The sequence below is a fragment of the Microbulbifer maximicatervae (SeqCode) genome (assembly GCF_056231245.1).
Map to the genome: position 1 here is coordinate 3232068 of NZ_CP174334.1, position 24058 is coordinate 3256125.

26 protein-coding genes and 8 tRNA genes are annotated in these 24058 nt (G+C 54.4%); 11 read left to right on the forward strand and 23 right to left on the reverse strand.

Translation table 11 applies throughout. The annotated features are described in order from the left end of the window. Positions 1-172: 172 nt before the first annotated feature. The 10 genes from ACJJIS_RS14015 to msrB all read right to left on the reverse strand — a co-directional run bounded on the left by ACJJIS_RS14015 (position 173) and on the right by msrB (position 2583). A tRNA-Gly gene (locus ACJJIS_RS14015) sits at positions 173-248 on the reverse strand. A 33-nt stretch (positions 249-281) separates the two neighbouring features. Then, a tRNA-Glu gene (locus ACJJIS_RS14020) sits at positions 282-357 on the reverse strand. Between the two features lie 118 nt (positions 358-475). Further along, positions 476-551: transfer RNA gene (locus tag ACJJIS_RS14025), tRNA-Gly, on the reverse strand. A gap of 33 nt (positions 552-584) precedes the next feature. Further along, positions 585-660: transfer RNA gene (locus ACJJIS_RS14030), tRNA-Glu, on the reverse strand. A gap of 118 nt (positions 661-778) precedes the next feature. After that, positions 779-854: transfer RNA gene (locus ACJJIS_RS14035), tRNA-Gly, on the reverse strand. A 33-nt stretch (positions 855-887) separates the two neighbouring features. Further along, positions 888-963: transfer RNA gene (locus ACJJIS_RS14040), tRNA-Glu, on the reverse strand. 118 nt (positions 964-1081) lie between these two features. Continuing rightward, a tRNA-Gly gene (locus tag ACJJIS_RS14045) sits at positions 1082-1157 on the reverse strand. Between the two features lies 1 nt (position 1158). Beyond that, a tRNA-Glu gene (locus ACJJIS_RS14050) sits at positions 1159-1234 on the reverse strand. A gap of 159 nt (positions 1235-1393) precedes the next feature. Next, entirely contained in the window at positions 1394-2170 is a 777-nt protein-coding gene (locus ACJJIS_RS14055; protein WP_282933544.1) for a DUF1499 domain-containing protein, read from the reverse strand. Then, positions 2167-2583, reverse strand: coding sequence for a peptide-methionine (R)-S-oxide reductase MsrB (gene msrB, locus ACJJIS_RS14060; protein WP_475708355.1), 417 nt, complete (start codon positions 2581-2583; stop codon positions 2167-2169). Before msrB ends, ACJJIS_RS14055 begins: the two co-directional genes overlap by 4 nt. Positions 2584-2769: 186 nt before the next feature. Between msrB and ACJJIS_RS14065 the strand changes: the two genes are divergently transcribed. After that, positions 2770-3984 (forward strand): pyridoxal phosphate-dependent aminotransferase, encoded by a 1215-nt coding sequence (locus tag ACJJIS_RS14065; RefSeq protein ID WP_108732567.1) that lies wholly within the window; start codon positions 2770-2772, stop codon positions 3982-3984. Continuing rightward, the gene (locus tag ACJJIS_RS14070) at positions 3984-4385 is read left to right on the forward strand and encodes a hypothetical protein (RefSeq protein WP_444912587.1); all 402 of its coding nucleotides are present in this window, start codon (positions 3984-3986) and stop codon (positions 4383-4385) included. Before ACJJIS_RS14065 ends, ACJJIS_RS14070 begins: the two co-directional genes overlap by 1 nt. A 34-nt stretch (positions 4386-4419) precedes the next feature. On the opposite strand, the gene ACJJIS_RS14075 is transcribed toward ACJJIS_RS14070, so the two are convergent. Genes ACJJIS_RS14075 through ACJJIS_RS14095 form a run of 5 tightly spaced genes read right to left on the reverse strand, consistent with a single transcriptional unit; the run spans position 4420 to position 9099 of the window. After that, the gene (locus ACJJIS_RS14075; protein ID WP_475708356.1) at positions 4420-5361 is read right to left on the reverse strand and encodes a class I SAM-dependent methyltransferase; all 942 of its coding nucleotides are present in this window, start codon (positions 5359-5361) and stop codon (positions 4420-4422) included. A 3-nt stretch (positions 5362-5364) separates the two neighbouring features. Then, complete coding sequence (locus tag ACJJIS_RS14080) at positions 5365-6516, reverse strand: ATP-NAD kinase family protein (protein ID WP_475708357.1); 1152 nt, start codon at positions 6514-6516, stop codon at positions 5365-5367. Then, positions 6507-7628 carry a 4-phosphoerythronate dehydrogenase gene (locus tag ACJJIS_RS14085; protein WP_475708358.1) on the reverse strand — a complete coding sequence of 374 codons (1122 nt, stop codon included), beginning with the start codon at positions 7626-7628 and terminating at the stop codon, positions 6507-6509. Before ACJJIS_RS14085 ends, ACJJIS_RS14080 begins: the two co-directional genes overlap by 10 nt. Next, positions 7625-8518 (reverse strand): 5'-3' exonuclease, encoded by an 894-nt coding sequence (locus ACJJIS_RS14090; RefSeq protein ID WP_444916619.1) that lies wholly within the window; start codon positions 8516-8518, stop codon positions 7625-7627. Before ACJJIS_RS14090 ends, ACJJIS_RS14085 begins: the two co-directional genes overlap by 4 nt. Then, positions 8515-9099 (reverse strand): elongation factor P hydroxylase, encoded by a 585-nt coding sequence (locus ACJJIS_RS14095; protein ID WP_475708359.1) that lies wholly within the window; start codon positions 9097-9099, stop codon positions 8515-8517. The genes ACJJIS_RS14090 and ACJJIS_RS14095 overlap by 4 nt, the downstream gene beginning before the upstream one ends. 293 nt (positions 9100-9392) lie before the next feature. Here ACJJIS_RS14095 and ACJJIS_RS14100 point away from each other — a divergent pair, with 293 nt between their 5' ends. Further along, complete coding sequence (locus ACJJIS_RS14100; RefSeq protein ID WP_444905848.1) at positions 9393-10079, forward strand: hypothetical protein; 687 nt, start codon at positions 9393-9395, stop codon at positions 10077-10079. A 75-nt stretch (positions 10080-10154) separates the two neighbouring features. Here the strand turns inward: ACJJIS_RS14100 and tusA are convergent, their stop codons facing one another. Continuing rightward, positions 10155-10385, reverse strand: coding sequence for a sulfurtransferase TusA (gene tusA, locus ACJJIS_RS14105; protein ID WP_475710360.1), 231 nt, complete (start codon positions 10383-10385; stop codon positions 10155-10157). A gap of 118 nt (positions 10386-10503) precedes the next feature. On the opposite strand from tusA, the gene ACJJIS_RS14110 reads away from it, so the two are divergent. After that, entirely contained in the window at positions 10504-10791 is a 288-nt protein-coding gene (locus tag ACJJIS_RS14110) for an antibiotic biosynthesis monooxygenase family protein (RefSeq protein ID WP_445360004.1), read from the forward strand. Here ACJJIS_RS14110 and ACJJIS_RS14115 read toward each other — a convergent pair. From ACJJIS_RS14115 to ACJJIS_RS14130, 4 genes are all read right to left on the reverse strand, one after another. Beyond that, positions 10766-11404, reverse strand: a complete 639-nt coding sequence (locus ACJJIS_RS14115; RefSeq protein WP_475708360.1) for an alpha/beta family hydrolase — start codon at positions 11402-11404, stop codon at positions 10766-10768. The genes ACJJIS_RS14110 and ACJJIS_RS14115 overlap by 26 nt on opposite strands. Next, positions 11397-11621, reverse strand: a complete 225-nt coding sequence (locus ACJJIS_RS14120) for a YheU family protein (protein WP_108732557.1) — start codon at positions 11619-11621, stop codon at positions 11397-11399. Before ACJJIS_RS14120 ends, ACJJIS_RS14115 begins: the two co-directional genes overlap by 8 nt. A 62-nt stretch (positions 11622-11683) precedes the next feature. Continuing rightward, entirely contained in the window at positions 11684-12496 is an 813-nt protein-coding gene (locus ACJJIS_RS14125) for a class I SAM-dependent methyltransferase (RefSeq protein ID WP_444935462.1), read from the reverse strand. 16 nt (positions 12497-12512) lie between these two features. Then, the gene (locus tag ACJJIS_RS14130; RefSeq protein WP_282933558.1) at positions 12513-12818 is read right to left on the reverse strand and encodes an MTH1187 family thiamine-binding protein; all 306 of its coding nucleotides are present in this window, start codon (positions 12816-12818) and stop codon (positions 12513-12515) included. A gap of 131 nt (positions 12819-12949) precedes the next feature. Here ACJJIS_RS14130 and ACJJIS_RS14135 point away from each other — a divergent pair, with 131 nt between their 5' ends. The 4 genes from ACJJIS_RS14135 to mnmC all read left to right on the forward strand — a co-directional run bounded on the left by ACJJIS_RS14135 (position 12950) and on the right by mnmC (position 16592). After that, complete coding sequence (locus ACJJIS_RS14135; protein ID WP_282933559.1) at positions 12950-13480, forward strand: glycine cleavage system transcriptional repressor; 531 nt, start codon at positions 12950-12952, stop codon at positions 13478-13480. Positions 13481-13562: 82 nt separating this feature from the next. Next, positions 13563-14036 carry a tRNA (uridine(34)/cytosine(34)/5-carboxymethylaminomethyluridine(34)-2'-O)-methyltransferase TrmL gene (gene trmL, locus ACJJIS_RS14140; RefSeq protein ID WP_475708361.1) on the forward strand — a complete coding sequence of 158 codons (474 nt, stop codon included), beginning with the start codon at positions 13563-13565 and terminating at the stop codon, positions 14034-14036. Positions 14037-14050: 14 nt separating this feature from the next. Then, on the forward strand, positions 14051-14590 hold the full coding sequence (gene fldB, locus ACJJIS_RS14145; protein ID WP_475708362.1) for a flavodoxin FldB: 540 nt from the start codon (positions 14051-14053) through the stop codon (positions 14588-14590). A gap of 13 nt (positions 14591-14603) precedes the next feature. Then, on the forward strand, positions 14604-16592 hold the full coding sequence (gene mnmC, locus ACJJIS_RS14150; RefSeq protein ID WP_475708363.1) for a bifunctional tRNA (5-methylaminomethyl-2-thiouridine)(34)-methyltransferase MnmC2/FAD-dependent 5-carboxymethylaminomethyl-2-thiouridine(34) oxidoreductase MnmC1: 1989 nt from the start codon (positions 14604-14606) through the stop codon (positions 16590-16592). Here the strand turns inward: mnmC and ACJJIS_RS14155 are convergent. Then, on the reverse strand, positions 16585-17220 hold the full coding sequence (locus ACJJIS_RS14155) for a DUF502 domain-containing protein (protein ID WP_444905854.1): 636 nt from the start codon (positions 17218-17220) through the stop codon (positions 16585-16587). The two genes, mnmC and ACJJIS_RS14155, sit on opposite strands and share 8 nt — an antisense overlap. Before the next feature lie 9 nt (positions 17221-17229). On the opposite strand from ACJJIS_RS14155, the gene ACJJIS_RS14160 reads away from it, so the two are divergent. Continuing rightward, entirely contained in the window at positions 17230-18042 is an 813-nt protein-coding gene (locus ACJJIS_RS14160) for a glutaminyl-peptide cyclotransferase (RefSeq protein WP_475708364.1), read from the forward strand. Here ACJJIS_RS14160 and ACJJIS_RS14165 read toward each other — a convergent pair. Beyond that, positions 18026-18454: a hypothetical protein gene (locus tag ACJJIS_RS14165; protein ID WP_157953964.1), complete on the reverse strand. Its 429-nt coding sequence runs from the start codon at positions 18452-18454 to the stop codon at positions 18026-18028. The two genes, ACJJIS_RS14160 and ACJJIS_RS14165, sit on opposite strands and share 17 nt — an antisense overlap. 153 nt (positions 18455-18607) lie before the next feature. Here ACJJIS_RS14165 and recQ point away from each other — a divergent pair, with 153 nt between their 5' ends. After that, the gene (gene recQ / locus ACJJIS_RS14170) at positions 18608-20413 is read left to right on the forward strand and encodes a DNA helicase RecQ (RefSeq protein ID WP_475708365.1); all 1806 of its coding nucleotides are present in this window, start codon (positions 18608-18610) and stop codon (positions 20411-20413) included. A gap of 98 nt (positions 20414-20511) precedes the next feature. Further along, on the forward strand, positions 20512-22023 hold the full coding sequence (locus tag ACJJIS_RS14175) for a CoA-acylating methylmalonate-semialdehyde dehydrogenase (protein ID WP_475708366.1): 1512 nt from the start codon (positions 20512-20514) through the stop codon (positions 22021-22023). A gap of 72 nt (positions 22024-22095) precedes the next feature. On the opposite strand, the gene ACJJIS_RS14180 is transcribed toward ACJJIS_RS14175, so the two are convergent. Continuing rightward, complete coding sequence (locus ACJJIS_RS14180; RefSeq protein WP_475708367.1) at positions 22096-24021, reverse strand: cytochrome-c peroxidase; 1926 nt, start codon at positions 24019-24021, stop codon at positions 22096-22098. Positions 24022-24058: the final 37 nt, after the last annotated feature.

The following is a 24058-nucleotide window of genomic DNA, read 5'->3' on the forward strand; positions in this document are numbered from 1 at the left end:
ACGCGCTTGCCCGAATAATTTCAACCTGAGGGGAGCTAGGGTTTTTCATACACGTCACTTGGTGGGATGAACCGGAACTTGCAGGAGTCCCGGGCAAAAGTAACCGTGCAGAAGATAAGAATTACTATATCGGAAAAACAAAAAGCCGCTCGATTGAGCGGCTTTTTATTTTTGGAGCGGGAAACCGGGTTCGAACCGGCGACCTCAACCTTGGCAAGGTTGCGCTCTACCAACTGAGCTATTCCCGCAATTGACCTGGTAGCATTGCTACCGGGTCGTATTGGCATCCCCAAGGGGAGTCGAACCCCTGTTACCGCCGTGAAAGGGCGGTGTCCTAGGCCTCTAGACGATGGGGACAGAAACTTGCACTTCGACCTTTCGATCCGGTGCTGCCATGCTGTCCATGGCAATGCCACTGATTTCTCGGTGGCGTGCTTTCCGAGTTGACTAGAGATCATCTCGCAAAGCAGAAAATTGGAGCGGGAAACCGGGTTCGAACCGGCGACCTCAACCTTGGCAAGGTTGCGCTCTACCAACTGAGCTATTCCCGCAATTGACCCGGTAGCATTGCTACCGGGTCGTATTGGCATCCCCAAGGGGAGTCGAACCCCTGTTACCGCCGTGAAAGGGCGGTGTCCTAGGCCTCTAGACGATGGGGACAGAAACTTGCACTTCGACCTTTCGATCCGGTGCTGCCATGCTGTCCATGGCAATGCCACTGATTTCTCGGTGGCGTGCTTTCCAAGTTGACTAGAGATCATCTCGCAAAGCAGAAAATTGGAGCGGGAAACCGGGTTCGAACCGGCGACCTCAACCTTGGCAAGGTTGCGCTCTACCAACTGAGCTATTCCCGCAATTGACCTGGTAGCATTGCTACCGGGTCGTATTGGCATCCCCAAGGGGAGTCGAACCCCTGTTACCGCCGTGAAAGGGCGGTGTCCTAGGCCTCTAGACGATGGGGACAGAAACTTGCACTTCGACCTTTCGATCCGGTGCTGCCATGCTGTCCATGGCAATACCACTGATTTCTCGGTGGCGTGCTTTCCGAGTTGACTAGAGATCATCTCGCAAAGCGGAAAATTGGAGCGGGAAACCGGGTTCGAACCGGCGACCTCAACCTTGGCAAGGTTGCGCTCTACCAACTGAGCTATTCCCGCGTGGCATCCCCAAGGGGAGTCGAACCCCTGTTACCGCCGTGAAAGGGCGGTGTCCTAGGCCTCTAGACGATGGGGACCCAGAAACCTTCTGTCGTTTCGCTCCACCTTTGAGTGTAGCCCTGCGTCAGAAGTGGGGCGCATTCTATGGATCACCGCTAAACCTGTCAACACTCTTTTTGATTTTTTTTCTTTTGTTGTCAGACACTTACAAAACCCAGCCATTTCTGGAGTGCATTCTAGTACCGCTCTGTGCCGGTTCCCTCGAGCACCAGTGCGTGCAGGTGCAACTCTTCCAGAAATTGGCGGATACGCTTCGCATTGGTACCCAAGTCACTGACCCCGACTCGGGAGCTGGAACGCACATCGACTTTGGAGCCACCACCCACGTCAGCGCTGACCCGTACAACGATATCGTCCGTAAAACCGAGGATCGGTGTTTTCGCTACAGCCTCCAGGTGGCCCCGCTGAGGCTCATAGGAAACCACTTTCCAGCCCAGGTCTTCGGCCACTTCAGCAGCGATCTCAGTGGTACGAGCTATCGGGAAGTCCACGTGCAACGGCATTATATCGGCATATATATCCGCCTCCCGCTGCAATTCGGCCACCTTCTCTCCACCGTATTCGGCACTGTTATCGCCTTTCTGGCGCAACTTCAATACCTCTTGATACTGGGGGGGATTGCGGGTATCGGTACTGATGTCGTGAATTCTTGGCACATCGAAGTTGCCCTTGCCTACGGTTACCAGAGGTATTGCCACCGGCAGCAGTCCGAGCAACGCCGCCCACAGAGCATTGCTGCGCACCAACGGCTTGCTCTTGCTCACTCCCCAGACAAAAACAAACAGGCTCAGTAATGCAATTGCCAAGGCTGCACCGCCAGAAAACACAAATATTTTGAAAACCACAGAGAAGTGCAGCAACCCGTAACGCAAGGCGGCAGCCGCAAGGACGATCAGCAGTAACAGAATCCACTGCACCCGCAATAGCCAATTACTCCAGTGTGATTCCGTCACTCAGTGTCATCCTCCGTTTCATCACTGCCCTGGTCCAGCTTCACCGATAGAGAGTTCACACAGTAGCGAAGTCCCGTATCGGTGGGGCCATCGTCGAATACATGGCCGAGATGGGCATCGCACTTACTGCAGCGAATCTCTACACGCTGCATACCGTAGCTGCTGTCAGGCAGCTCCTTCACCGCACCTTCATAATGCTCTGCATCAAAGCTGGGCCAACCACAACCGCCCTCAAATTTTGACTGCGAGCCGAATAAAACCTCGCCACAGCAACGACAACGATAGACGCCATCGTCAAAAACATCCCAATATTCGCCGCTAAACGGCGCCTCTGTCCCACCTTCCCGGCAGACCTCAAACTCCTCATCTGTAAGCTTATCCCGCCAGTAGTTCTCATCCATCTGTTTTGACATACTCTAGTGTTTCCGTAATCAATTGGGGTTTCCGTTCAGGCGCCGCCTTGTCGCAATGCCTATATGTATCGGTTCCCGGTTTCCCGCAGGAGTGGTACCTACCGCTGGTGGACATTACCCGGTTTTCGCGCACTGAACTCGCGGCCCTGGGCCGCTCCTGCTCTGCAATAGAGCTTCCAGGTCACCATGAAGGACATCAATAAATCAGAAAAACTGCACGGCGTCTGCTACGAAATTCGCGGCCCCGTGATGGAGCAGGCCCAGCGCATGGAAGAGGAAGGCCACCGCATCCTCAAGCTGAATATTGGCAACCCTGCCCCCTTCGGTTTTAACGCCCCCGACGAGATTATCCAAGACGTCATTCACAATCTCTCTGAGGCGCAGGGCTACGTCGAGTCCAAAGGGCTCTTCGCTGCGCGCAAGGCCATTATGCAAGAGTGCCAGACCCTGGGTATCCCGGGCGTCGAGATTAACGATATTTACCTGGGCAACGGCGTCTCCGAATTAATCTCCATGAGCACCCAAGCCCTTCTCAACAATGGCGACGAAATGCTGTTGCCAATGCCCAACTACCCCCTGTGGATGGCCGCCACCAACCTCACCGGCGCCAAGCCGGTTCTCTATCGCTGCGACGAGGAGTCCGGATGGCTGCCCGATATTGAGGATATCAAAGCAAAAATCACCTCAAAAACCCGGGGCATAGTAGTTATCAATCCCAATAACCCCACTGGTGCCGTTTATCCCCGGGAACTACTGGAGGATATTGTCGAGGTTGCCCGCAGTCACAACCTGGTGATCTTCGCCGATGAGATTTATAGCAAGATTCTCTACGACGATGCGGAATTTACCCCGATGGCCAAACTGGCCCCGGACGTGCTCTGCCTGAGTTTTAACGGCCTGTCCAAGTCCTACCGCCTGGCCGGCTTCCGCTCTGGCTGGATGGTTATCAGCGGCACTAAACACCGAGCCAAGGGTTTTATCCAAGGGATGGAAATACTCGCTTCCATGCGCCTGTGCGGCAATGTACCCGCCATGTTCGCAGTACAAACCGCTCTCGGTGGCTACCAGAGTATTAACGATTTGGTCCTGCCCGGCGGGCGCCTGCGCCAACAGCGAGATATGGCCCACCGCATGCTCAATGACATTCCCGGTGTGAGCTGTGTCAAACCTAGCGGTGCTATCTACTTGTTTCCCAAGCTGCATCTGGATCATCATAAGATCGAAAATGACGAGCAGCTGGTGCTGGATTTCCTGCGCCAGGAAAAAATACTACTGGCTCAAGGCAGTGCCTTCCACTGGGATGCACCGGACCACCTGCGCATTGTCTTCCTGCCCCGTGCCGACGACTTATCGCATGCGATGGAACGCCTGGGCGACTTTTTGGAGCGATATTCCTGCTGATGCTGGACGATTTACATATTCACGATTTTTACCGGGATGCCGGCAGGGTACTGCTGGCCATGTTTAATCAATTCCCGGTACCGGCAACCGTTTACGTGGAAGATATTTCCGGCCCCGACTCACCGGATGAGTACGGGCTGCACTCCCCCCGCCATTTAGCCTGCCTGGGGTCCATGACCTGGCTTAAGCAGAGTGGCTATATCAACTTTTCCCAGCTAGTGCGCCAGGAGGCGATGGAGGATGCAGTATTAACCCACAAGGGTTTCCTGCTAATGATTAATGCCGGAGCTGAGTCCGGGCAGAGCAACGCCCAGTTGCTCAACAGCGCTGTGCGCGAGGGATCATCAGGCCAGTTGCAGGCGCTGATGGAGCGCTTGATGCGGGAGTTTGCCGCGCTGTAAGAGGCTCCTTAATGCGCGGCATTGGCAATCGCCATTACCGGGATTGGCGACGATATTTAACGTGCAGCATTTTTAAGGCAGCATCCGGGTCCCGATCAGGGAAATCCGGGTTCTGCTCCAACCGCGCTACAACTTCATAACCGCTGTCAGATCCGAGGATTAACTCCCTAAACTGGGCTTCGCTGTGCCGGGGCGAGTTGATCACCATCAGAAGATCCGCCTCAGCGGCGAGACAAGCGGGCAGCTGCCTCAGCAACTTTTCATAATTCTGGCTGACATCGAAGCGACCTTTTTGTCGCGTCGGCGGGTCGACAATGCCCAGGTCAAAGGGGCCGCGACGGTCGAAGCGCTTGAATTGACGCAGTGCATCGAATTGCAGGAACTGAACCCCTTTGAGCGACAGCCCATTAACCTCGTGATTTTCCCGTCCGCGATTTAAAACACCGCGATTGACATCCACATTTACAATATCGATATCACCTGCCGCTCGCGCGACCGCAGAAAAGGCACAGGTGAAAGCGAAAAGATTGAGCATTTTTGCCGACGTCTGCCCAGCTCTTGCACGCACCTGCTCTTCAAGCCAGGCCCTGCCCGGCTCAATATCCAGGAAGAAACCCACATTTTGTCGATCAAACGTGAGGGGGAATTTAAGGTTTCCACGCTGCGCGACCGGGTCTGTTACCGGCTCTCCAAAGTGCCACTGTAAAGGTGCCCCAGGGAGATAGCGTCGCTGTGCAGCAACTCCTTGATAACCTCGCGCCTCAGCCATTTGCCAGAGTTTTTCACACAGCTCTACTTCACCTTCATATTTTTCAAAAAAAGTTACTAACAAAGCGGGGAAAAAGCTGTCGACGCAGACCTGCTCCAACCCCTCATAGCTGCGACCCCGGCCGTGAAAAAAACGGCGGCTGTCGCCAACATTTTGTCCTAGTTTATTTTCTACCTGCTCCAGCAGTAACTGCCAATCTGCACTCATCGCTTATTGAATATCCCCGTTACTCAGTGGATAAAGAATGGCATCCCGGTAGCCGGTAACCACTCGAATAAAACCACTCCACCGTTTATCAAGCTTGGGGTTACCGCTATCGATTAATAGCGGGCGCCCATGCAATTCCGTAATTTTTGTTTTAGTCGCAACCACGATTAAATTATCACGCCCAACGCGCCGCAGCACATTGGCCGACAATTGTTGGTTACCCCGGCCAATTAAATGACCCTGGCCACCAATGGCGGTGAGAATGATTTTTACCGGCCCGCTGTGATCGGCAATAGCCTGTTCAATTTGCGGCGCACTGACATCCAACTGCAACAACTGGCCATCCAATAATAAATCCACCCCCAACAGGGTTCCCTCACAGCCCAATTCGCTGAGGATTGCCAACGTAGTAGAGCCTGGGCCAACGACATACAGGGTTTGCGGGTCCAGGTCTTCGGTAATCTCTGCGGCGATATCCGCAACTGCCAGCTCTTCCACTTCGCGGCCGGCATTTTTTACCGCCTGTAAAAACTGACCTTCCTGGGGCACCAGCAATTCGCCGTAGTAACGCGTGGTTACCCGCCCACTGCGGAATGACTGCTCATCAATATCCCGCACTTCACGCTCAGCGAGGTCCACCAGTTGCCCAGCCATCAGACGGCGCAAAACCTCACCACCCGCTTTAGGGGAAATCGCAAAACAGGCGGAATGCATTTTCACTCCGGCGGGAATACCGAGTACCGGGAAATTATCCCCCAGGGCATTGACGATATTTCTCGCAGTGCCGTCACCGCCAATAAAAACAATGAGGTCTGCACCATTGTTGCGGATAGTGGCAGCTGCACGCTCTGTATCTTCCGGGGAGGATGGCGAGCACTCGGCCACGCCCACTTCACAGACAGAAAAACCGAGTTTACGCGCTGTACTGGCCCCCATATCGCCGGCAAAGCACAGGATTTCCAGCTCATCCTTATAGGGCTTTAACTCCTCAAGGGCCAGCGCCGCACGCTGATTTGCCTGGGGCTCGATACCTGCGTCCAGCGCGCGTTGCACCGTTTCAGCACTATCGCTCCCCTTGAGACCCGCCGGGCCACCAATGCCAGCCCAGGGGTTAATAATTAAACCAAGCTTTTTTACTTGTTTACTTAACTGCACGCCAACCCCAACACTTCCAGTTGCCGTTTCTCTTCGTCACCCAAAGTCTGGGCTGAAGTTTTGTAGTGACTGAACTCCAGGCGCTCGGGGTACTCTTTACGCAGCAAATCAAAAGCCTTCCCCATCGACACACCACCTGCTGCAGCCGCGCGCAGGCGGCGATCGTCCGCGCGAGGGTTGTACATCTGCAACAGTAATTCTTCTGCTGAGTCTCCCGTGATCTCTTTAAATGTAACAGCCGGCTGACATTCCGCAGACATAGGTGCAATACCCAATTCCCGGCACAAGGCCTCGCGAATCATACGGGTGCCGGCCAGCTTCCCATCCAGGCTGTAACCGGCAATATGCGGTGTCCCCAGATCAACATGCTGCAATAATTCAGTATCGATATCCGGTTCGTTTTCCCATACGTCCAGTACGGAAGTAAAACGCTTGCCCCGCTGGATTTCCGCCAACAGTGCCCGGTTGTCTACCACCCCACCCCGGCCGGCGCTAATCAAGACGCTGCCATCGCGGAGCTGGCGCAACTGCTCTGCTCCAATCATATGGAAACTGGGGTAGGTGCCGCCCTTAACCAGCGGTGCGTGAAGGCAAACAATATCCTGGCTCAGCACCTTTGCCAGCTCACTCGCATCCGGGTTTTCCGGTAGCCAGGGATCGTAAACTGCGCAGGAAACCCCGAGGGCATGCAAGCGCTGTTGCAATAATCCGCCCACATTGCCGCAGCCCACTATGCCGAAGCTGCGCCCATGCCAGTCAATTTCCAGTGCGGCCAGGATGCAGAAAACATACTCCACCACGGAGTTGGCATTGCAGCCAGGCGCGGCGCTCCAGAAGATCTCATTGCGTTCCAACCACTGGGTATCCAGGTGATCAGTGCCTATGGTGCAGCTGCCAACAAAGCGCACCCGGGTCCCCTCCAGCAGGCTTTGATCAACCTGGGTTACCGAGCGCACCAACAAAATATCCGCATCAATTAATTGTTCTCGGCTCAAGGTGCGGCCGTGGTAGCGCTCCAGCGTTCCCAGATCACCGAAATACTCCTCCAACGCAGGAATATTCTCATCGGCGACAATTTTTAATCCCGCACTCTGTGCAGCGCTATCCGTCATGTAAGTTCTCCATCAACACCCGCTAAGGTGCGTTCAATCTTCTTGCTCAGGCCGCCGATACCAAATTCCTCCGCCAGGGCACGGGCCAGATAGACATCTACCGGCTGTGGGCGCAAATCTGCCAGCTTTACCCCCAGGGGAACCCGCTCCTCAAGACTGGTCAGGCGCTTGGCGAGGTGCAGCTGCTCTTCGTATTCCTCTATCCGGGCCACCAATCCCTTGGCTCCGCGAATGGGCATTGTGGCAAGGGCATCGAGCTGCTCCAGCAACATTTCTATAGTGTCGAATGTCTCTAACAGGCGTGCCGCTGTCTTTGGGCCAACGCCGGGTATCCCGGGAATATCATCGCTAGTATCTCCCACCAGGGCCAGATAGTCGGGAATCTGTTCCGGGCGCACACCGAACTTTTCCCGTACGCCTTCGCCATCCAGGTGCCGGTCGTTGGCAAAATCCCACAGGGATACAGCACCCCGAGCCAGCAGCTGCCCCAGATCCTTGTCCCGACTCACGACCACTGGGTTATGCCGGTGCAGCTTCCGGGTTAATGTGGCCAGTATGTCATCGGCCTCGTAGCGCTCACTGGAAAAGCTGGCAATACCCAGTACCTCAGCCATTTCCCGACACGCCGCCAGCTGGAAAGCCAGGGCTTCATCGGGCAGTGCGCGACTGCACTTATAGTCTGAGTAAATCTCGTTGCGAAAACAGCTTCCCAATGATTCGTCGAAGGCGCAGGCAATATAGCCCGGTTGTCGCGCCAACATATCCAACAGGAAGTTAGTAAAGCCGTAAACGGCTTCAGTGGAGTAGCCACTGCGACTTTCCCAGTTGGGCGGCAGCGCAAAGTAGTAGCGAAAAATATATACCGATGCGTCTATGAGATAACTATTCAAGAGAGATCCGCCAATTGGTAGCTGCCCCGATCAAAAGGATTGGGACAGCCGAATTCCTTCATCAGGGCTTCGGCGAATGCACAGGCCCGAGGGTTGGGCCGGGTATCACAATAGTCCAGAACTTGCTGCCAGATGGCCTTTTTAAACGGGTCGCTGGCGCCCAATCCATTCTCCAGGTTGTCGGCGCTCACGCGGAACTTGAGTCCGCAAGCCCGTGCAAAGATCCATTCAAGGGCCTGTGGCTTGACCTCTACCTGCTCGAACTCAGCCTGCTGGTCGGCACTGCGACCATCCGGCGCATACCAGTAACCGTAATCCGGCAATTGCCGCCGGGCCTCTCCGGCGACACACCAGTGCGCGACTTCATGCAAAGCGCTGGCGGCATAGTCCAGGGTGAACTCTACCTGGTGGTAGGGTTGACCTTCCCCCCTGGGCCGGTAATAGGGCTCGCAAAAGCCCCCGCGAAGTCGGGTATTGAGCCCATTTGGGTCTGAAAAACAGTGATCGAAGACTCTGACGATACGATCAGCCATTGGCAGTTTCGTAGGAACAGAAGCCATTTGTGCGGTTGCAACAGGCAAGGCGTTCTCCGGGATACCTCAAAGGCGGGGACTATATCAACGCCTGCGCCCCGATCAAAGCGCAGGCGCTTGCGGGGCGCAAAAGGCGCTGGTTGTATTTCGGCAAATCAACATATACCTTTAGGAACAGGGATGCCGCAGAGGGCGTGTCCTTCTAGCGTCTCCCCGAGGAGGGAATTAAAGCAATCAAACACCCTCCTGCCCCAGTCTTCCTTCAGAGGTAGGGCATTTCGCTGTCGCACCTTCATCTGACGTGGAGACGGTATACAACCGGCCCTGCAAGGAGGTGTTCCATGACAGACCACAGTATCAACAATGTGGTTGACCTCTTCACCGGCGAGCCCATCGAAACTTCTGCGGACAGGCGCTTTATTCGTCTTTCGCCGGAGCTAGACGGCTTGGAAATGCTCTACTCCAACAACTCCAGCGGCACAGATCTATATAGCCTGAAAGTTTTATGCTGGGGTCTCAAAGCAAATGGCGAGGTCGTAGGCCTCGTTCCCTGGTTAAACACCATAGTGGCCTGTCCCGACATCAAGGACCCTCTCGACGGACGCTTTGAGGGCTACTATGACCCCGGCATCGAGGAAATCTTCCATCAGCCCCCCATTCACAAGATCGTCGAGCTGGAGACTGCGGCGGAATACTTTGAATACGAGAGCAATAAAGCTGAGGAAGTACTCCAGGAGATCCCCGACACCATCGGCACCCACGCTGTGTTTATGGATGAACAGCGCGAGAACCTGACACTGATTGAGGTCGTCAGCTGGAGGTTGCACGCCGACGGGGATATTCACGGCATGCTAATAGACCACGATATTGTTGAAACCACTCCGGTTTTACCGGGGGATCACTGCCTGTACCCCGCGCAGGAGAGCGAGGGATTCCGGTACTTTTTCCAACACCATATCGCTAACAAAATTAAATCCGAGGACCCCGAAGCCCTGGCCGCTATCGCTGCCCTGGTGACAGCTCCCTAGGGACTGTTGAGTCTTAATATTCAGGAGTGTGCCAGCCCCCGCCAATGGCATGGGGGCTGGAGCAACGGCGACCCGCTATTCCGCTTTTTTAATCCAGTAGACGAATTCGTCATTTTCCTCTGCGTGCTGTACCAGCTCATATCCAAGAAATTGGCAGAACTTGGGCACATCCCGCTGAGTGGAGGGGTCGCTAGCAACCATTTTCAACACTTCACCATCGGCGACTTTACGCACCGCTGAATGCAGCATCATGACGGGTTCCGGGCACAGGAGGCCGCGGGCATCTAAGGTGTGATCTGACTTCATAAGTATCATTGTGCGCAATTTTACCGCCGTCGTCATCTCCAGGGGCAAGAGGCCCGCGCGGTAATTCCCCTGCACCCGCACTAAAATCCTCATAGGGCTAACGCAATTCGGGCTGACAATGATCTATGTGTTAATAGAACGGGAAATTGCGGCAGAAATGCAGGACAGCTATGAAGAGGCCGCCCGCAAAATCCTCACTTGCGCCTACCGCACCGTAGGTTTTATCGAGGGGCAGACCTATATCGAGAAGGGCAATCCCCTGCGGCGCTTTACACTCTCCAAATGGCAATCTGAGCTCCATTGGCAACACTGGTATACCAGCCAGGAGCGCCGCGCGCAGATGAACCTACTCAACCCACTGATGGTGCGGGAAGAGCGCATCACTGTCCTGGAGATCGCAGCATAAACCGGGCGGCCAATTCTACTGCGGATTGCCAATGCTGAAGTTGGTTAAAACCGCTGGCGCGACGGGGTTTAAAGTCGTGATCGCCATCTTCCAGCCACTCGACCTCAATGGTGTTCGCCAAACCGTAGCCTTCTACCTCAGCCCGACTGCCTAATGGGTCCCGATCTCCCTGAATCACCAAGGTCTGGCAACGAATATCCACCAAGTGCTCGGTACGCAGCTTTTCCGGCTTGCCCTGGGGGTGAAACGGATATCCCAGGCACACGGCACCGGCAATCGCCTTCTGCCCCCAGTATTCATCCGCCAATAGACTCGCCACGCGCCCGCCCATGGACTTACCACCGATAAACAGGGGCAACTCGGGGCCTAGCTGGACGATTTGCTCGCGGAAAGACTCTTGTAGCTGGGGCATGGTATTGGGTGGCCGCTTACTTCCCCCGGTGCGCCGCTGCGCCATATAGGGAAACTCAAAACGGACAACTTCCACACCCTGCTCACACAACCCCTGCGCCAGGAACTGCATAAACTCACTGTCCATCGGTGCCCCGGCGCCATGGGCAAATAGAAAGCGCGCACAGGGCTCACTCGGGCTATCGATTAACCATTCAGACATCGGGGGGCAGGTCCTCGGCCAGGACCAAGTTTACAGTTTCTTCACCGGGCTCAAACCAGATCACCACTTGGCCGGATTGCAGCTGGCGACGCAGGCTGGCAACTTTGTCCACCAGTTCCACTTCACGCTCACCGTATTCGGTGCCCTCGCGAGTGGCGTACTCTTCCAGCAGACTTTGCAGGGTATCGGCATCTAGTTGTTCGAAGGGAATAATCATACAGCGACTAATTCAGGTAGGCTGGGAGCAGCCATAGCCACCCCCAGAATATTGTAAAACGATCAGGACTTGGGTTTGCGGAAGCGCAGGGTCATACGATCGCTCTCGCCGATAGCGAGATACTTTTCACGGTCCTCTTCACCCAAGCGCATTACCGGTGGTAAGGTCCATACGCCTTTGGGGTGGTCAGCAGTGTCTTTGGGGTTCGCATTTACCTCGCTGGCCTCTTCGAACTCAAAGCCCGCTTTTTTAGCCAGGTCGATAACATACTCCTGGGTGACATAACCACTTTTCACCATATCTTCCAGGCTGGTACCTGGCTTGGCACGGTGCTCAACGATCCCCAGAACACCACCGGGCTTCAGCGCGGCAAAAAAGCTGGCAAAAGCTTCATCGGCATAATCGCGATACATCCAGTTGTGTACGTTGCGGAAAGTTACTACGGCATCGGCACTGCCTGCCGGAGCAATCTCGCGACCGGTTTGCGGGGCAAACTCAGTCACAATCACTTTCTTGTAGGCCTTATCATTGGCAGCCAGCTTCGCTTTGAAGTTCTTCAGGGAGCGCTTGAAGTAGTCGGACTCACTATTCTCAGGGAAGTGCGCCGCATATAAGGTCCCTTCCTTACTCAGGTAGGGCCCCAGAATTTCGGTGTACCAACCGCCACCCGGAGTAATTTCCACTACCGTCATATCCGGCTCGATCCCCATAAACTTCAGGGTCTCCGCTGGATTGCGGTACTGATCGCGGGCGACATAATCCTTGTTGCGATGATCCCCCTTAATGGCAGCAGAGAAATCTGCAGCCTGGGCTGTGCCCGCCAAAGCCAGGGCACCGGCCAGGGCCACCAGGGATTTCTTAAAATTGCTCGTCATAGTTTTTCCTGTGTTGTTATCGTTGGTCCAACTTCATTTGCACACTGTCGATCTTATCCTGCATAGATTGCTCGCGGTCAATACGAGTTCCCAATTTCAGACTGGAACTGATTCGGTCGGCGCCCATTTGATGCACCCGCTCGTGGCACTCTTTAACTGCCGCCATCACCTTATCCCAGTCCCCCTCGATATTGGTACCGTATGCGTGCAGGCGATAGGAAAGCCCCGCCTCCTCCAGCACCCGCTCGCACTCAGCAACGTATTTACTGACGGAAACACCAACGCCGATAGGGATCACACATAAGTCAGCAATCACGTTCATCAACAGTCCCTCGTTAAAGTACTTGGATATTGGTTTCAAAATAACGCTTTTGAGATTGGCCGATAGAGTTATTCGACGAGATCCTATTACAATGTCAGCTCAACGTCTCTCGTGAAGCAAAGGAACCCTATATGCAACAGCATCTCGTTATCTCCATGATCTCTGATGACAAGCCCGGTGTCGTGGAAAAGCTTTCAGCAGTTATCGCAGATAACGGCGGCAACTGGGAAGACAGCCATATGGCCCACTTCGCTGGGAAGTTTGCCGGAATCCTGCGGGTGGCGGTGCCCGCAGATAAAAGCGAGACACTTAAAGAGGCGTTATCAGCCCTGGCAAACGCAGGCTACAACCTGGTCATTGAAGATGCCATTGCAGTATCCGCCAAACCCCAGCAAACGCTGACGCTGAAACTGGTTGGCAACGACCGTCCCGGCATAGTCCGCGAGATCTCGCGCGCACTTACCGCTCACCATATCAATATGGAGCATCTGGAAACCACTTACGGCAGCACCCCCTGGAGCGGTGAGCCCCTGTTTAATGCCGAGTGCACTATCAGCGTGGCCGAAGACATAGATCTCGACGGCCTGCGTGACGATCTGGACCAGATTGCCAATGAACTCGGGGTCGAGATCGATTGCGAGGAGATCGCCACCCCCATCTAATTGTGGAATAATCCGCAGCCGTACAGGGCCGGGCACTGCTGTCCGGTCTAGCTAGAAGTCTCTCCAGCGCAAGCGCCACCTCATGTTCAAGATTGTTCTATACCAACCTGAAATAGCGCCAAATACCGGCAATATTATTCGACTTTGCGCCAATACCGGGGCAGAGCTGCACCTTATCGAGCCCTTGGGTTTCGATATGGACGACAAGCGCCTGCGTCGCGCCGGCCTCGACTACAGCGAGTACAGTCGTGTGGTGCGCCACAAGGATTGGCAGACCTTTATCGATAGCGAGCAACCCGCCAGGGTGCTGGCGCTCTCCACCAAGGGGAGTAAAAGCCATACCGCGATCGAATTCCAGGCGGATGACGCCATTGTGTTTGGCCCGGAGACCCGGGGGCTACCCGCAGAGTTCCTGCAAGCAGTAGGGACCGAAAACACATTGCGTATCCCAATGCGTGCCGAGAGCCGCAGTATCAACCTGTCCAATGCCGCCGCCATTGTTATCTACGAGGCCTGGCGACAATTGGATTTTAGTGGCGCCGTGTCCCAGCAGTAAGAAGTTCACCTGTTATGCAAAGTTCCCAAGCCCCAATAGGACTCTTTTACGGTTCCAGCACTTGCTATACCGAAATGGCTGCGGAGAAAATCCGCCAGTGTATCGGTCCTCAATGGATTGATATCCACAATATCGCAGAGGCGGATATTAACCTCGCCGAAGACTACGACTTCCTTTTGTTCGGTATCCCCACCTGGGATTACGGCGAACTGCAAGAGGACTGGGAAAATATCTGGGACGACTTGGCCGCGCTGGACCTGCACGAGAAAAAGGTCGCGCTGTTTGGTCTGGGCGATCAGGAAGGCTACCCCCAGTGGTTCCAGGACGCCTTGGGCTATTTGCATTCACAGCTCCTCGCCTGCGGTGCCCGTGCAGTGGGCTATTGGTCCGCAGAAGGTTACGAGTTTGAAGAGTCCAAGGGGCTAACCGCCGATGGCAGCCAGTTTGTCGGACTGGCCCTGGATGAGGAGAACGAATTCGATCTGAGCGAGGAGCGTATCCAGCGCTGGTGCGCCCAGGTAATGCGCGAGTTTGGCTTGCAGGACGGGGGCTGACGGAAGTCTTATTGTGAGCGAACCGGACAAAAAGTACGCAGAAATTGAATGGCGTGAAGACGGCCAGCCGCTGTCTCGCGCCTACGACGACATCTATTTTTCCAGCGCCTCCGGCCTGGAGGAAACCCGCTACGTTTTCCTGCAGCAAAATGCCCTGGCTGAACGCTGGCAACAGCTCGCGGAGAGCGGCACCTTTACCATTGCCGAGACAGGCTTCGGCACCGGCCTGAACTTTCTCGCCGCCGCGGAGCTTTGGCAGAAAACAGCCCCGAAAAGTGCTCGCTTGCACTTTATTTCGGTCGAGAAGTTCCCACTGCGTCCCAACGACCTGCGCAGGGCACTGGATCTCTGGCCACAACTGGCCCCGTTCGCCCAGCCCTTGATTGATAGCTACCCTCCCCTGCTGGCCGCCGGCATTCACCGGCTGCACTTTGGCCCAGTCAGTCTGACCCTGGTTATCGGGGAGGCAAGTGAGGCCCTGAACAGCTTGCGCCTGCAAAGGGGCAGCGATCACCAGGTAGACGCTTGGTTCCTGGACGGTTTTGCCCCAGCCAAGAACCCAGATATGTGGACACCAGAGCTGTTTAATAACATGGCCGCTCTGAGCAGTCCCAGCGCCACTTTCGCCACCTTTACCTGTGCCGGGCTGGTTAAGCGCGGACTCCGCGATGCCGGTTTTTCCCTGCGCAAGGTTCCCGGCTTCGGGCGCAAAAGAGAGATGCTGTGTGGCACTCTGGAGAGCCCACAAGTGAGCGAAACCAGAGAAACTCCGTGGCACCTGCCTCACCAGGAAAGCAAGCCCCCTAAAACCGTCGCTATTGTCGGCGCGGGAATAGCCAGTGCCACTATTGCCCGGGCACTGGCAGAGCGCGGCATTGATGTTCAGGTATTTGAACAGGGTGAGGAACCCGGCTCTGGTGGCTCTGGGAATGACCAGGGAATTCTATACGCCAAGTTATCTCCCAAGCCCGGCCCCAACGGAGACTTCAATCTCCACGCTTTGATGTTTGCCCAACGCTACTATCGCAGCCGCTGCTCTAAAGTGAGCCACTTCAGCGGTCTGCTTCAATTGGCGCAAACTGAGCGGGAACAGCAATTACAGAGTCAGGTTGCCGCCACACTGGCGGAGAGCGATGGGCAGCTATTGGCTGAACCTGTCGATGCTCGAGCGGCCAGCTCCCTGGCAGGCGTCGACCTACCCGTGGGTGGACTGCACTTTCCTCACGCCGGGTGGATTGAACCGCGCAAAGTCTGCGCCACTTTATTACAGCACCCAAATATCAACCTGCACAGCAACAGCTTGGTAAAAGGGTTAGGGCGAGAATCGAGCGGTTGGTCAGTAAAAACAGACCGCAGTGACTTTCAATTTGATGCGGTAGTTCTGTGCGGTGCCAATGACATTCGCCAATTTGCCCCTGCGGCGGCCCTCCCCCTGAAGCCAATTCGCGGGCAGGTGTCCAGAGCAATGGCCACTGAAAATTCTTCGCAGTTACAAATGGCTCTGTGCGGTGAGGGTTATATCACTCCTGCCTACCAGGGTCACCAGAGCTTTGGGGCCACTTTTAAGCTTAAGGAGACAGCTACTGACTTACGGGTTAGCGAGCACAGCGAGAATCTACAAACCCTGGCGGAGCTACTGCCGCAAATAGCCGATGAGTTCTCACAACAGTCTCTCACTGGCCGAGCGGCTTTGCGCGCAGCGACCCCCGACTACCTACCCTTAGCCGGCCCCTTACCCAACTGGGACTCTATCAGCGATACCTATGTCGCACTGCGTAAGAATCGCAAGCAGTACGTTCCCGAGCGGGCTGACTACCAGCAAGGCCTCTATGTAATGGGAGGCTTGGGTTCCCGTGGCTTTACCTACGCACCACTAACAGCCGAGGTACTGACTGCCTGGATGCTCAACGAGCCCCTTCCAGTCAGCGCAACCCTGGCCAAAGCACTGCACCCGGCTCGCTTTGCCATTCGCGATCTGGGTAGAAACCGGGATATCAAGTAGAGGAGGCTCCAGTCTCCTTCTTCTCTGAAGACAGCAAGTTGGCACTGCCGGAACCACAGGCGACGATCGTCTTCATCGCCGCCTCAACACTCACGCCGGGCAGTATTTCTACGCACTCTGCCGGTACATGAAACACAAACCCGGAGGTGGGTACCGGCGCTGTGGGCACATAGACGGTCATATCTCCATTGGGATGCTGAGAAGTGACAATTGCGGTGACAGTGAGCGGATTATCAATGCCGTGAATGCGGACCTTGGCTACCGGCCCCGCCAGCACACCTTCACCACCGCCACCAATAAACTGGATCACCACATCTTTGATGGTGCTGTAACCCGGCGCCAGGCGTCCCAACCAGTGATCCACATGGCGGTGCAACCAGCTGCCAACACTGGTTTTCACCAACAAACCAATCGCGAAACAACCACCAAGGATCAGGGCTATCACCACGAGCCTGGCAAGGGTATTCTTAAATTCTGTATGCGCCTCAAGCCACACCACAGCGGGAGCTACAAGATCACTAACTTGACCGAACAGCCACTGAAATAGCAGGACAAAGATAGCTATAGGCAGCACCACTGCGAGTCCACCCAGCAGCGTCAAAGTGATAAAAGTTTTAATTCTGGTCATAGGCTATTGATGAACCGACTTCTCGTGAACAGCTGGATACTATTATTGCTTTACGCCCTGTGGCCGCAAAGTGCAGCTGCAGAGACACAACTCCAGACAATCCCTTTTTCCATCCTGGAAGAGCGCCAGCGTGGAGGGGACCATTTCACCCAGGGGCTTTTCTACGATGGTCAACGCTGGTGGGAGAGCAGTGGTCGCTACCGCCGCTCCTGGCTCGCCGAGTATACCGATCCTGGGGCCAATCCAGTAAGACGCAAATGGCTGGCTAGGAATCGTTTCGCCGAAGGGCTCACAGTTCTCAACGATAAACTTTACCTGCTGACCTACAAGGCGGGAGAGGTCCATGTCTACCACGCAGACAAGCTCCAACATTTGAAGGTCATGCACTATCGAGGCGAAGGCTGGGGCCTCACCAGTAATGGCCAGCAGCTGATTATGAGTAATGGCAGTGGCGAACTGGTTTTCCGCGATCCCGATACTTTTGAGGTAGTGCGACACCTCAAAGTTCAAGGCGGAGGTAAAAACTGGTCCAGACTCAATGAATTGGAATTTGCCCAGGGCCTGATTTGGGCAAATATATGGCAAGAAAAACAGATTATTGCCATCGATCCGGAGAGTGGCCAGGTGCGCGGCATTATCGATCTCAGCGCTCTCAATCCGGCCGGCAGAAATCACCCTGACACCGTGGCCAATGGGATCGCCTGGGACAAAGCCAAAAATGGGCTCTGGATAACTGGAAAGTACTGGAAACAGCTCTATTTGATTCGCCCTGCAGGACTGGGCTTTGAGCGTACCAGTAGAGTTTCTAACGCTGATCCGTAACGGTCAGCACCCCCCCATCCCGGAGATAGTCCATCGCAGACAACTGCAACTGCAAGCGATAGCCGTGCCCCCTGCTCTGTAGGCTGACGCCTTCCAAACTCGCCTCGCCGTCATACAGCGTGGTGAATTTCCCTTCTTCATTTTCCCACTGAATATTTTCAACTTTTTGCATGCCGGGTAACTCAAGAGTGACCACTGTGAACTCTTCCGGCAAAGGCTGTAGCTCAACCTGGGCAACACCCGATGCGGTCGCCAGGGAAAATGCCAGTTGGTTTTCCGGTGCTGTTTGCCACCCCAGGTGAGTGTCAGCAACAACAGATTGAACCAGATTATGTGGGGAGGTGGAGGCGCACCCCAGAAGTCCGGCAGGAACCGTCAACGACAACACAGTTGACAAAATCAATGTGCGCATAGCCCTATCCTTAGCTTGCCGCTGTGATGGCGTAGGATTATAACCCGCGAAATATGTCACAGGCGTAAAGCCGCCAATTTCATTCAATTTCAGCGGCATACTCATCAATAAACATACCACGCGCGATCGAGCCACAAGGTATACTCCCCGCCCATGAATTCCCCACAACATATTCTCGAACACGTTTTTGGCTATACCGATTTCCGCGATCCTCAAAAAGCAGTTATCGACACACTGGTAGCCGGCAATGATGCCCTGGTATTAATGCCCACCGGCGGTGGTAAATCCCTGTGCTACCAGATTCCCGCCCTGGCGCGCCCCGGGTGTGGAGTTGTTATCTCCCCCCTGATTGCCCTGATGCAGGACCAGGTAGAAGCTCTTCAGGAAGCCGGCATCCGCGCCGCTTACTTGAATTCATCAGTGGCCTACGACGAAATCCAGGCAATCGAAAGCCAGCTATTACACGGTGAGCTGGATCTCCTCTATCTGGCCCCGGAGCGGTTGCTACAGCCACGAACCCTGTCATTACTGCAAAGGGTGGAACTGTCGCTGTTTGCCATTGATGAAGCCCACTGTGTTTCCCAGTGGGGGCACGACTTTCGCGCCGACTATCTGCAACTTAACTGCCTGCACGAGCAATTCCCCCGGGTACCCCGTATTGCCCTGACAGCGACAGCAGACAAGCGCACCCGTGCAGAAATTGCTCGCCGCTTGGACTTGGAAGAGGCCCGCCACTTTGTCAGCAGCTTCGACCGCCCCAATATCCAGTACTGCATTGAGCCCAAGGACAACCAGCGCCGCCAACTGCTGCAATTCTTACAGAATGGACATCAGGGCAACGCCGGGGTTATTTACTGCCTGTCCCGAGCCAAAGTGGAGAACACTGCGGAGTGGTTGAGCCAGCAAGGCTTCACTGCCTTGCCCTATCACGCCGGGCTACCCGCCGAGACCCGCGCCGAGCACCAGCGCCGCTTCCTGCGTGAAGAGGGCGTCATTGTTGTCGCCACCATTGCATTTGGTATGGGGATTGATAAGCCGGATGTGCGTTTCGTTGTTCACCTGGACCTGCCCAAAAGCATCGAAGCCTACTATCAGGAAACGGGCCGTGCCGGCCGCGATGGTGGGGCCTCAGTTGCTTTACTCCTCTACGGTCTCGAGGATGTGGTAAAGATCGGCCAGATGGTGGAGTCCTCAGAGGGCAGCGAAGAGCACAAGCGCCAGGAACGCAGCCGCCTGAATGCCATGCTCGGGCTGTGTGAAATCACCAGCTGCCGCCGCCAGGCCCTGCTGGACTATTTTGCGGAACCCCTGGACGAACCCTGCGGCAACTGTGACACCTGTCTGGAGCCGCCTGCCACCTGGGATGCCAGTGAGGCAGCGGTAAAACTACTCTCCTGTGTCTATCGCACCGGACAGCGCTTTGGCGCCAGCCACGTGATCGATGTACTACGCGGCTCCGAGAACGAGAAAGTCCGCAAATTCGAGCACGACCAGCTCTCCACTCATGGCATCGGCAAAGACCTGAGCGCGGCCGAATGGCGGGCAGTCGTGCGGCAGCTGATTGTTCGCGGCTATCTGGAGGTCGAGGGAGAATTCCAGGGGCTGAGGCTCACTGAAATTTGTCGCCCGCTGCTGCGACGGGAAGAGACTCTCAACCTGCGCAAGCTTCCCCCGAAAGCAGCGCGCTCGCAGAGCCGTGACAGTCGCAGCCTGGATGATCTCAGCCCAGAAAACCAAGTGCTTTGGGAAGCCCTGCGCAACTGTCGCAAACAGTTGGCAGAAGAGCGCGGCGTGCCGCCTTATGTCGTCTTCCACGATGCGACCCTGCGCGGCATGGTACAAGCCCACCCACAAACACGCAGCGAGCTATTAGCGGTCTCCGGCGTTGGAGACAGTAAGCTCGAACGCTTCGGCGATGCATTTTTGGCGGTTCTCAGGGATTTTCCCAAACACGAATAACTCCGAACAGTCGGGAGCTTTTCCCCAAAACACAGAGCTGTGTTACAAAGGGGCAAAGCAGTAGAACAATAATTGATAAACCCGACTGAGAGAGAACTATGAAAGTAATCGGCCACCTGATTAATGGCAACATGGTTAATGACACCGGTGCCGCAGGTAACTCCGAACTCCAAGAGGTCACCAACCCCTCCACCAACGAAGTGATCGCCCAGGTTTCGCTAGCCTCTAAAGTGACGGTTGAAGAGGCCATTAGTGCAGCTGAAGCAGCCTTCCCCGCTTGGCGAAACCTTCCGACGGCCAAGCGAGTACGGATTATGTACCGCCTGCGAGACCTGCTACAGGAAAACGCTACAAAGATTTGTGAGCTGATTACCCTGGAACACGGCAAAGTCCTCGACGATGCGATGGGGGAATTACAGCGAGGCATCGAGAATATCGAGTACGTTTGCTCTACTCCGGAAATGCTAAAGGGCGAACACAGTAAAAATGTCGGGCCGGCAATAGACTCCTGGAGCGAATTCCAACCGCTGGGTGTTTGTGCCGGCATAACCCCCTTTAACTTCCCCGCTATGGTCCCCCTGTGGATGTGGCCCATGGCAATTGCCTGCGGCAATACCTTTGTACTAAAACCCTCCGAACGCACCCCCTCCTCTGCACTGTTTATCGCGGAGCTGGGTATAGAAGCCGGCATCCCTACAGGGGTACTAAATGTAGTTAACGGCGGTAAAGAGGCCGTCGATACACTCCTCACCGATAAACGTGTCCAAGCGGTGAGCTTTGTGGGATCGACTCCGATCGCAGAGTATGTCTACACCACAGGCACCGCCCATGGAAAAAGAGTGCAAGCGTTTGGTGGTGCCAAGAACCATGCGATCATCATGCCCGATGCCGACCTGGACAACGCTGCCGCTGCTCTAATGGGCGCAGCCTATGGTTCCTGTGGTGAACGCTGTATGGCCATCTCTGTCGCTGTAGCGGTAGGTAATGAAACCGCCGATGCCCTTGTTGAGAAGCTCAAAGTACAAATTGCTGATCTGAAAATCGGCGATGGTATGGACAGCCAAAGCGATATGGGGCCACTGGTAACCCGGCAACACTTACAAAAAGTGGAGAGTTATATTGCCGCTGGTATCGAAGAGGGTGCCGAGTTGGCTGTAGATGGGCTCAACCAAACCGTTTCCGGTTTTGAAAATGGTAATTACCTGGGCGCCTGTCTGTTCGATCGAGTCACTCCGGAAATGTCGATTCATAGTGGGGAGATATTTGGCCCGGTACTCTGTGTGATGCGTGTCGAAACCATGCAGGAGGCCATGGATATTATCGATGCTCATGAATACGGTAACGGCACCTGTCTATTTACTCGCGACGGTGAGGCCGCACGCTATTTCAGCGACAATATTAAAGTTGGAATGGTTGGTATCAACGTACCTCTGCCGGTACCGGTAGCACACCACAGTTTCGGTGGTTGGAAGCGTTCATTGTTTGGTGACCTTCACGCATATGGACCCGATTCAGTGCGTTTCTACACCAAACGCAAAACCATCACCCAGCGCTGGCCTGCCAGCGGGGTTAGGGAAGGTATTCAGTTCAGTTTCCCCTCAAATCAGTAAGCACTGGGGTGGCAGCCCCTCAGGTTTCCCCTTCAAAAAAAGTGCCCGATTTTGTCGGGCACTTTTTTCTTACTATAAAGAGTTCCCCTCCTGATCTACCGCATCCAGCTGACGGCCATCCGGACCTCCATCTCTCGGCGGAATCAATACATCGATTTCTGGAGTCCCCGGTAACGCACTGGGATCAGTCAAAGCCCGGAGGAACTCAGCCAAAATTTCGATTTCGTCATCGGACTCGCCACGATTTGCTGGGCTATCACCAACCAAGTCCATGGTAAGCTGATAACCATTGGGTGCGACAATATCAACACAACCACTGCCCAAATACTCGAATTGCTCCAGCTCACACAAATCTGCAACAGTATCGGTCAAGGGTGTGCCAGTATCATCAACACCAAAATAACTTTGGATGGAATCCACAGTATTGAAGTAATGAGAGATATTTCGCTCTAAGCTGCCAAACTGTCCCGCGTGCCCCCATGGACCGGAAATGGAAACATTGAGAAGCGACGGCACCCTATACCTTTCCAAATCGCTACCATCTTCATTGGTACCGACTCCAATTTGTGGATAGCGAAACCCCCTGGACGTTTCCAAAGTAAAAAATGGCCCATCATGGCATTGTGCACAAGCAGTGTTGGTGTAAAACAGGATTCCACCACGTTTCTGCATCTCAGTCATGGCATCATCATTGCCATCAAGGAAGTCAAAGAAAGGGTTATCAATAAATAGCTGGGAAGCCTGGTAGGCAGCCAAGGCTTCAGACACCCGCAGGAAAGTTTTTTCACTATCCCCAAAAGCGTCTTCGAAAAGTGAATCCCACTCATCACTCAAACCAGACGCAATGCTCTCGCGATAATCGCTATCACTGGCAAAGCTTCCCCGCTCACCCATTTCCTCTGCTGTAACTACAGGAAAGTGGGCCTGGGCCATCAACAGTGTCAGGGAGTTACTGGCTATCTCTTCAGAAAAACTATTTACGTCATCAGAGACATCTCCATCATCAGTTCTGACCTGATTGGCTAAATAAGTAGCTTTGTCCTCAATGTTGTTAATACCTGTTCTGAAACTGACTCTCCTATCCCAAAAAAGGCTATCCGACCAAATAGCAGAATTACAGGTGGGGGGCGAGTTACGCGGTAATAGCGGCATCAGATTACCATCGCTTCTACCGGGCCCCAATAAGTCAGGATTTACCGTATTTACACCAATCGGTAACGACAAACCATCACTGCCACAACCCAGTGTGGGGTGGTGACAAGATGAGCACGAAGAATCGTTATTTAAACTCAGGGATTTACTGTGAAATAAGCGCATTCCCAACTCAATAAGTGCGGGATCTTCCTCTCTGCGCAGCCGCGCCACATAAGCTCTTAATGCGCCTACTCGATCTCCCAGGCTTATAACCTCTGCGGCAGCCCTAAGACACTCATTCAGGTTTTCTGTAGCTATATCCCATACATCGCTAACTCGCTCACCCGCCGTACATTCATCGAGACGTGCAATTGTTGTATTTACTTCTGCAAAGGTTGTATCGACGGAGGTGCCGTTATACCAGTCATCGTCTCGATCGCTATCCAGTGTCCTTGCAACATCCTCATTTGACGGCTCACTATAGCTACCGTCACTGACTTTCACCGCAGCGCTGTAGCTATATTTTGTACCGCTGGACAAACCACTATCTTCGAACCGCTCAGCCTGCGTCTCCGCTATCTCTTCACCATCGCGATATATTAAATAGGAAACATCACCACTCTCATTTGGCTCCCAGGAGATACGGATAGTGGAAGCCGAAGTCGTGACGGCTATTAAGTTAGAGGGAGACTCCAAATCTGTAGACACCTGCCCCCCACTGGAACCCGAGCTATCATCACCTCCAGAGCTGCCACTGCTCCCTCCACCGCCACACCCCCAAAGCAGCAGCACCGCAAAAACAGCCAGGATACGCGCATTTACAGACAACAATAATTTTAAATACTTATTAAAAAATAAATTCATCTTTAGTTTTATTTATTGGTTAAATAAACAAGCCCTA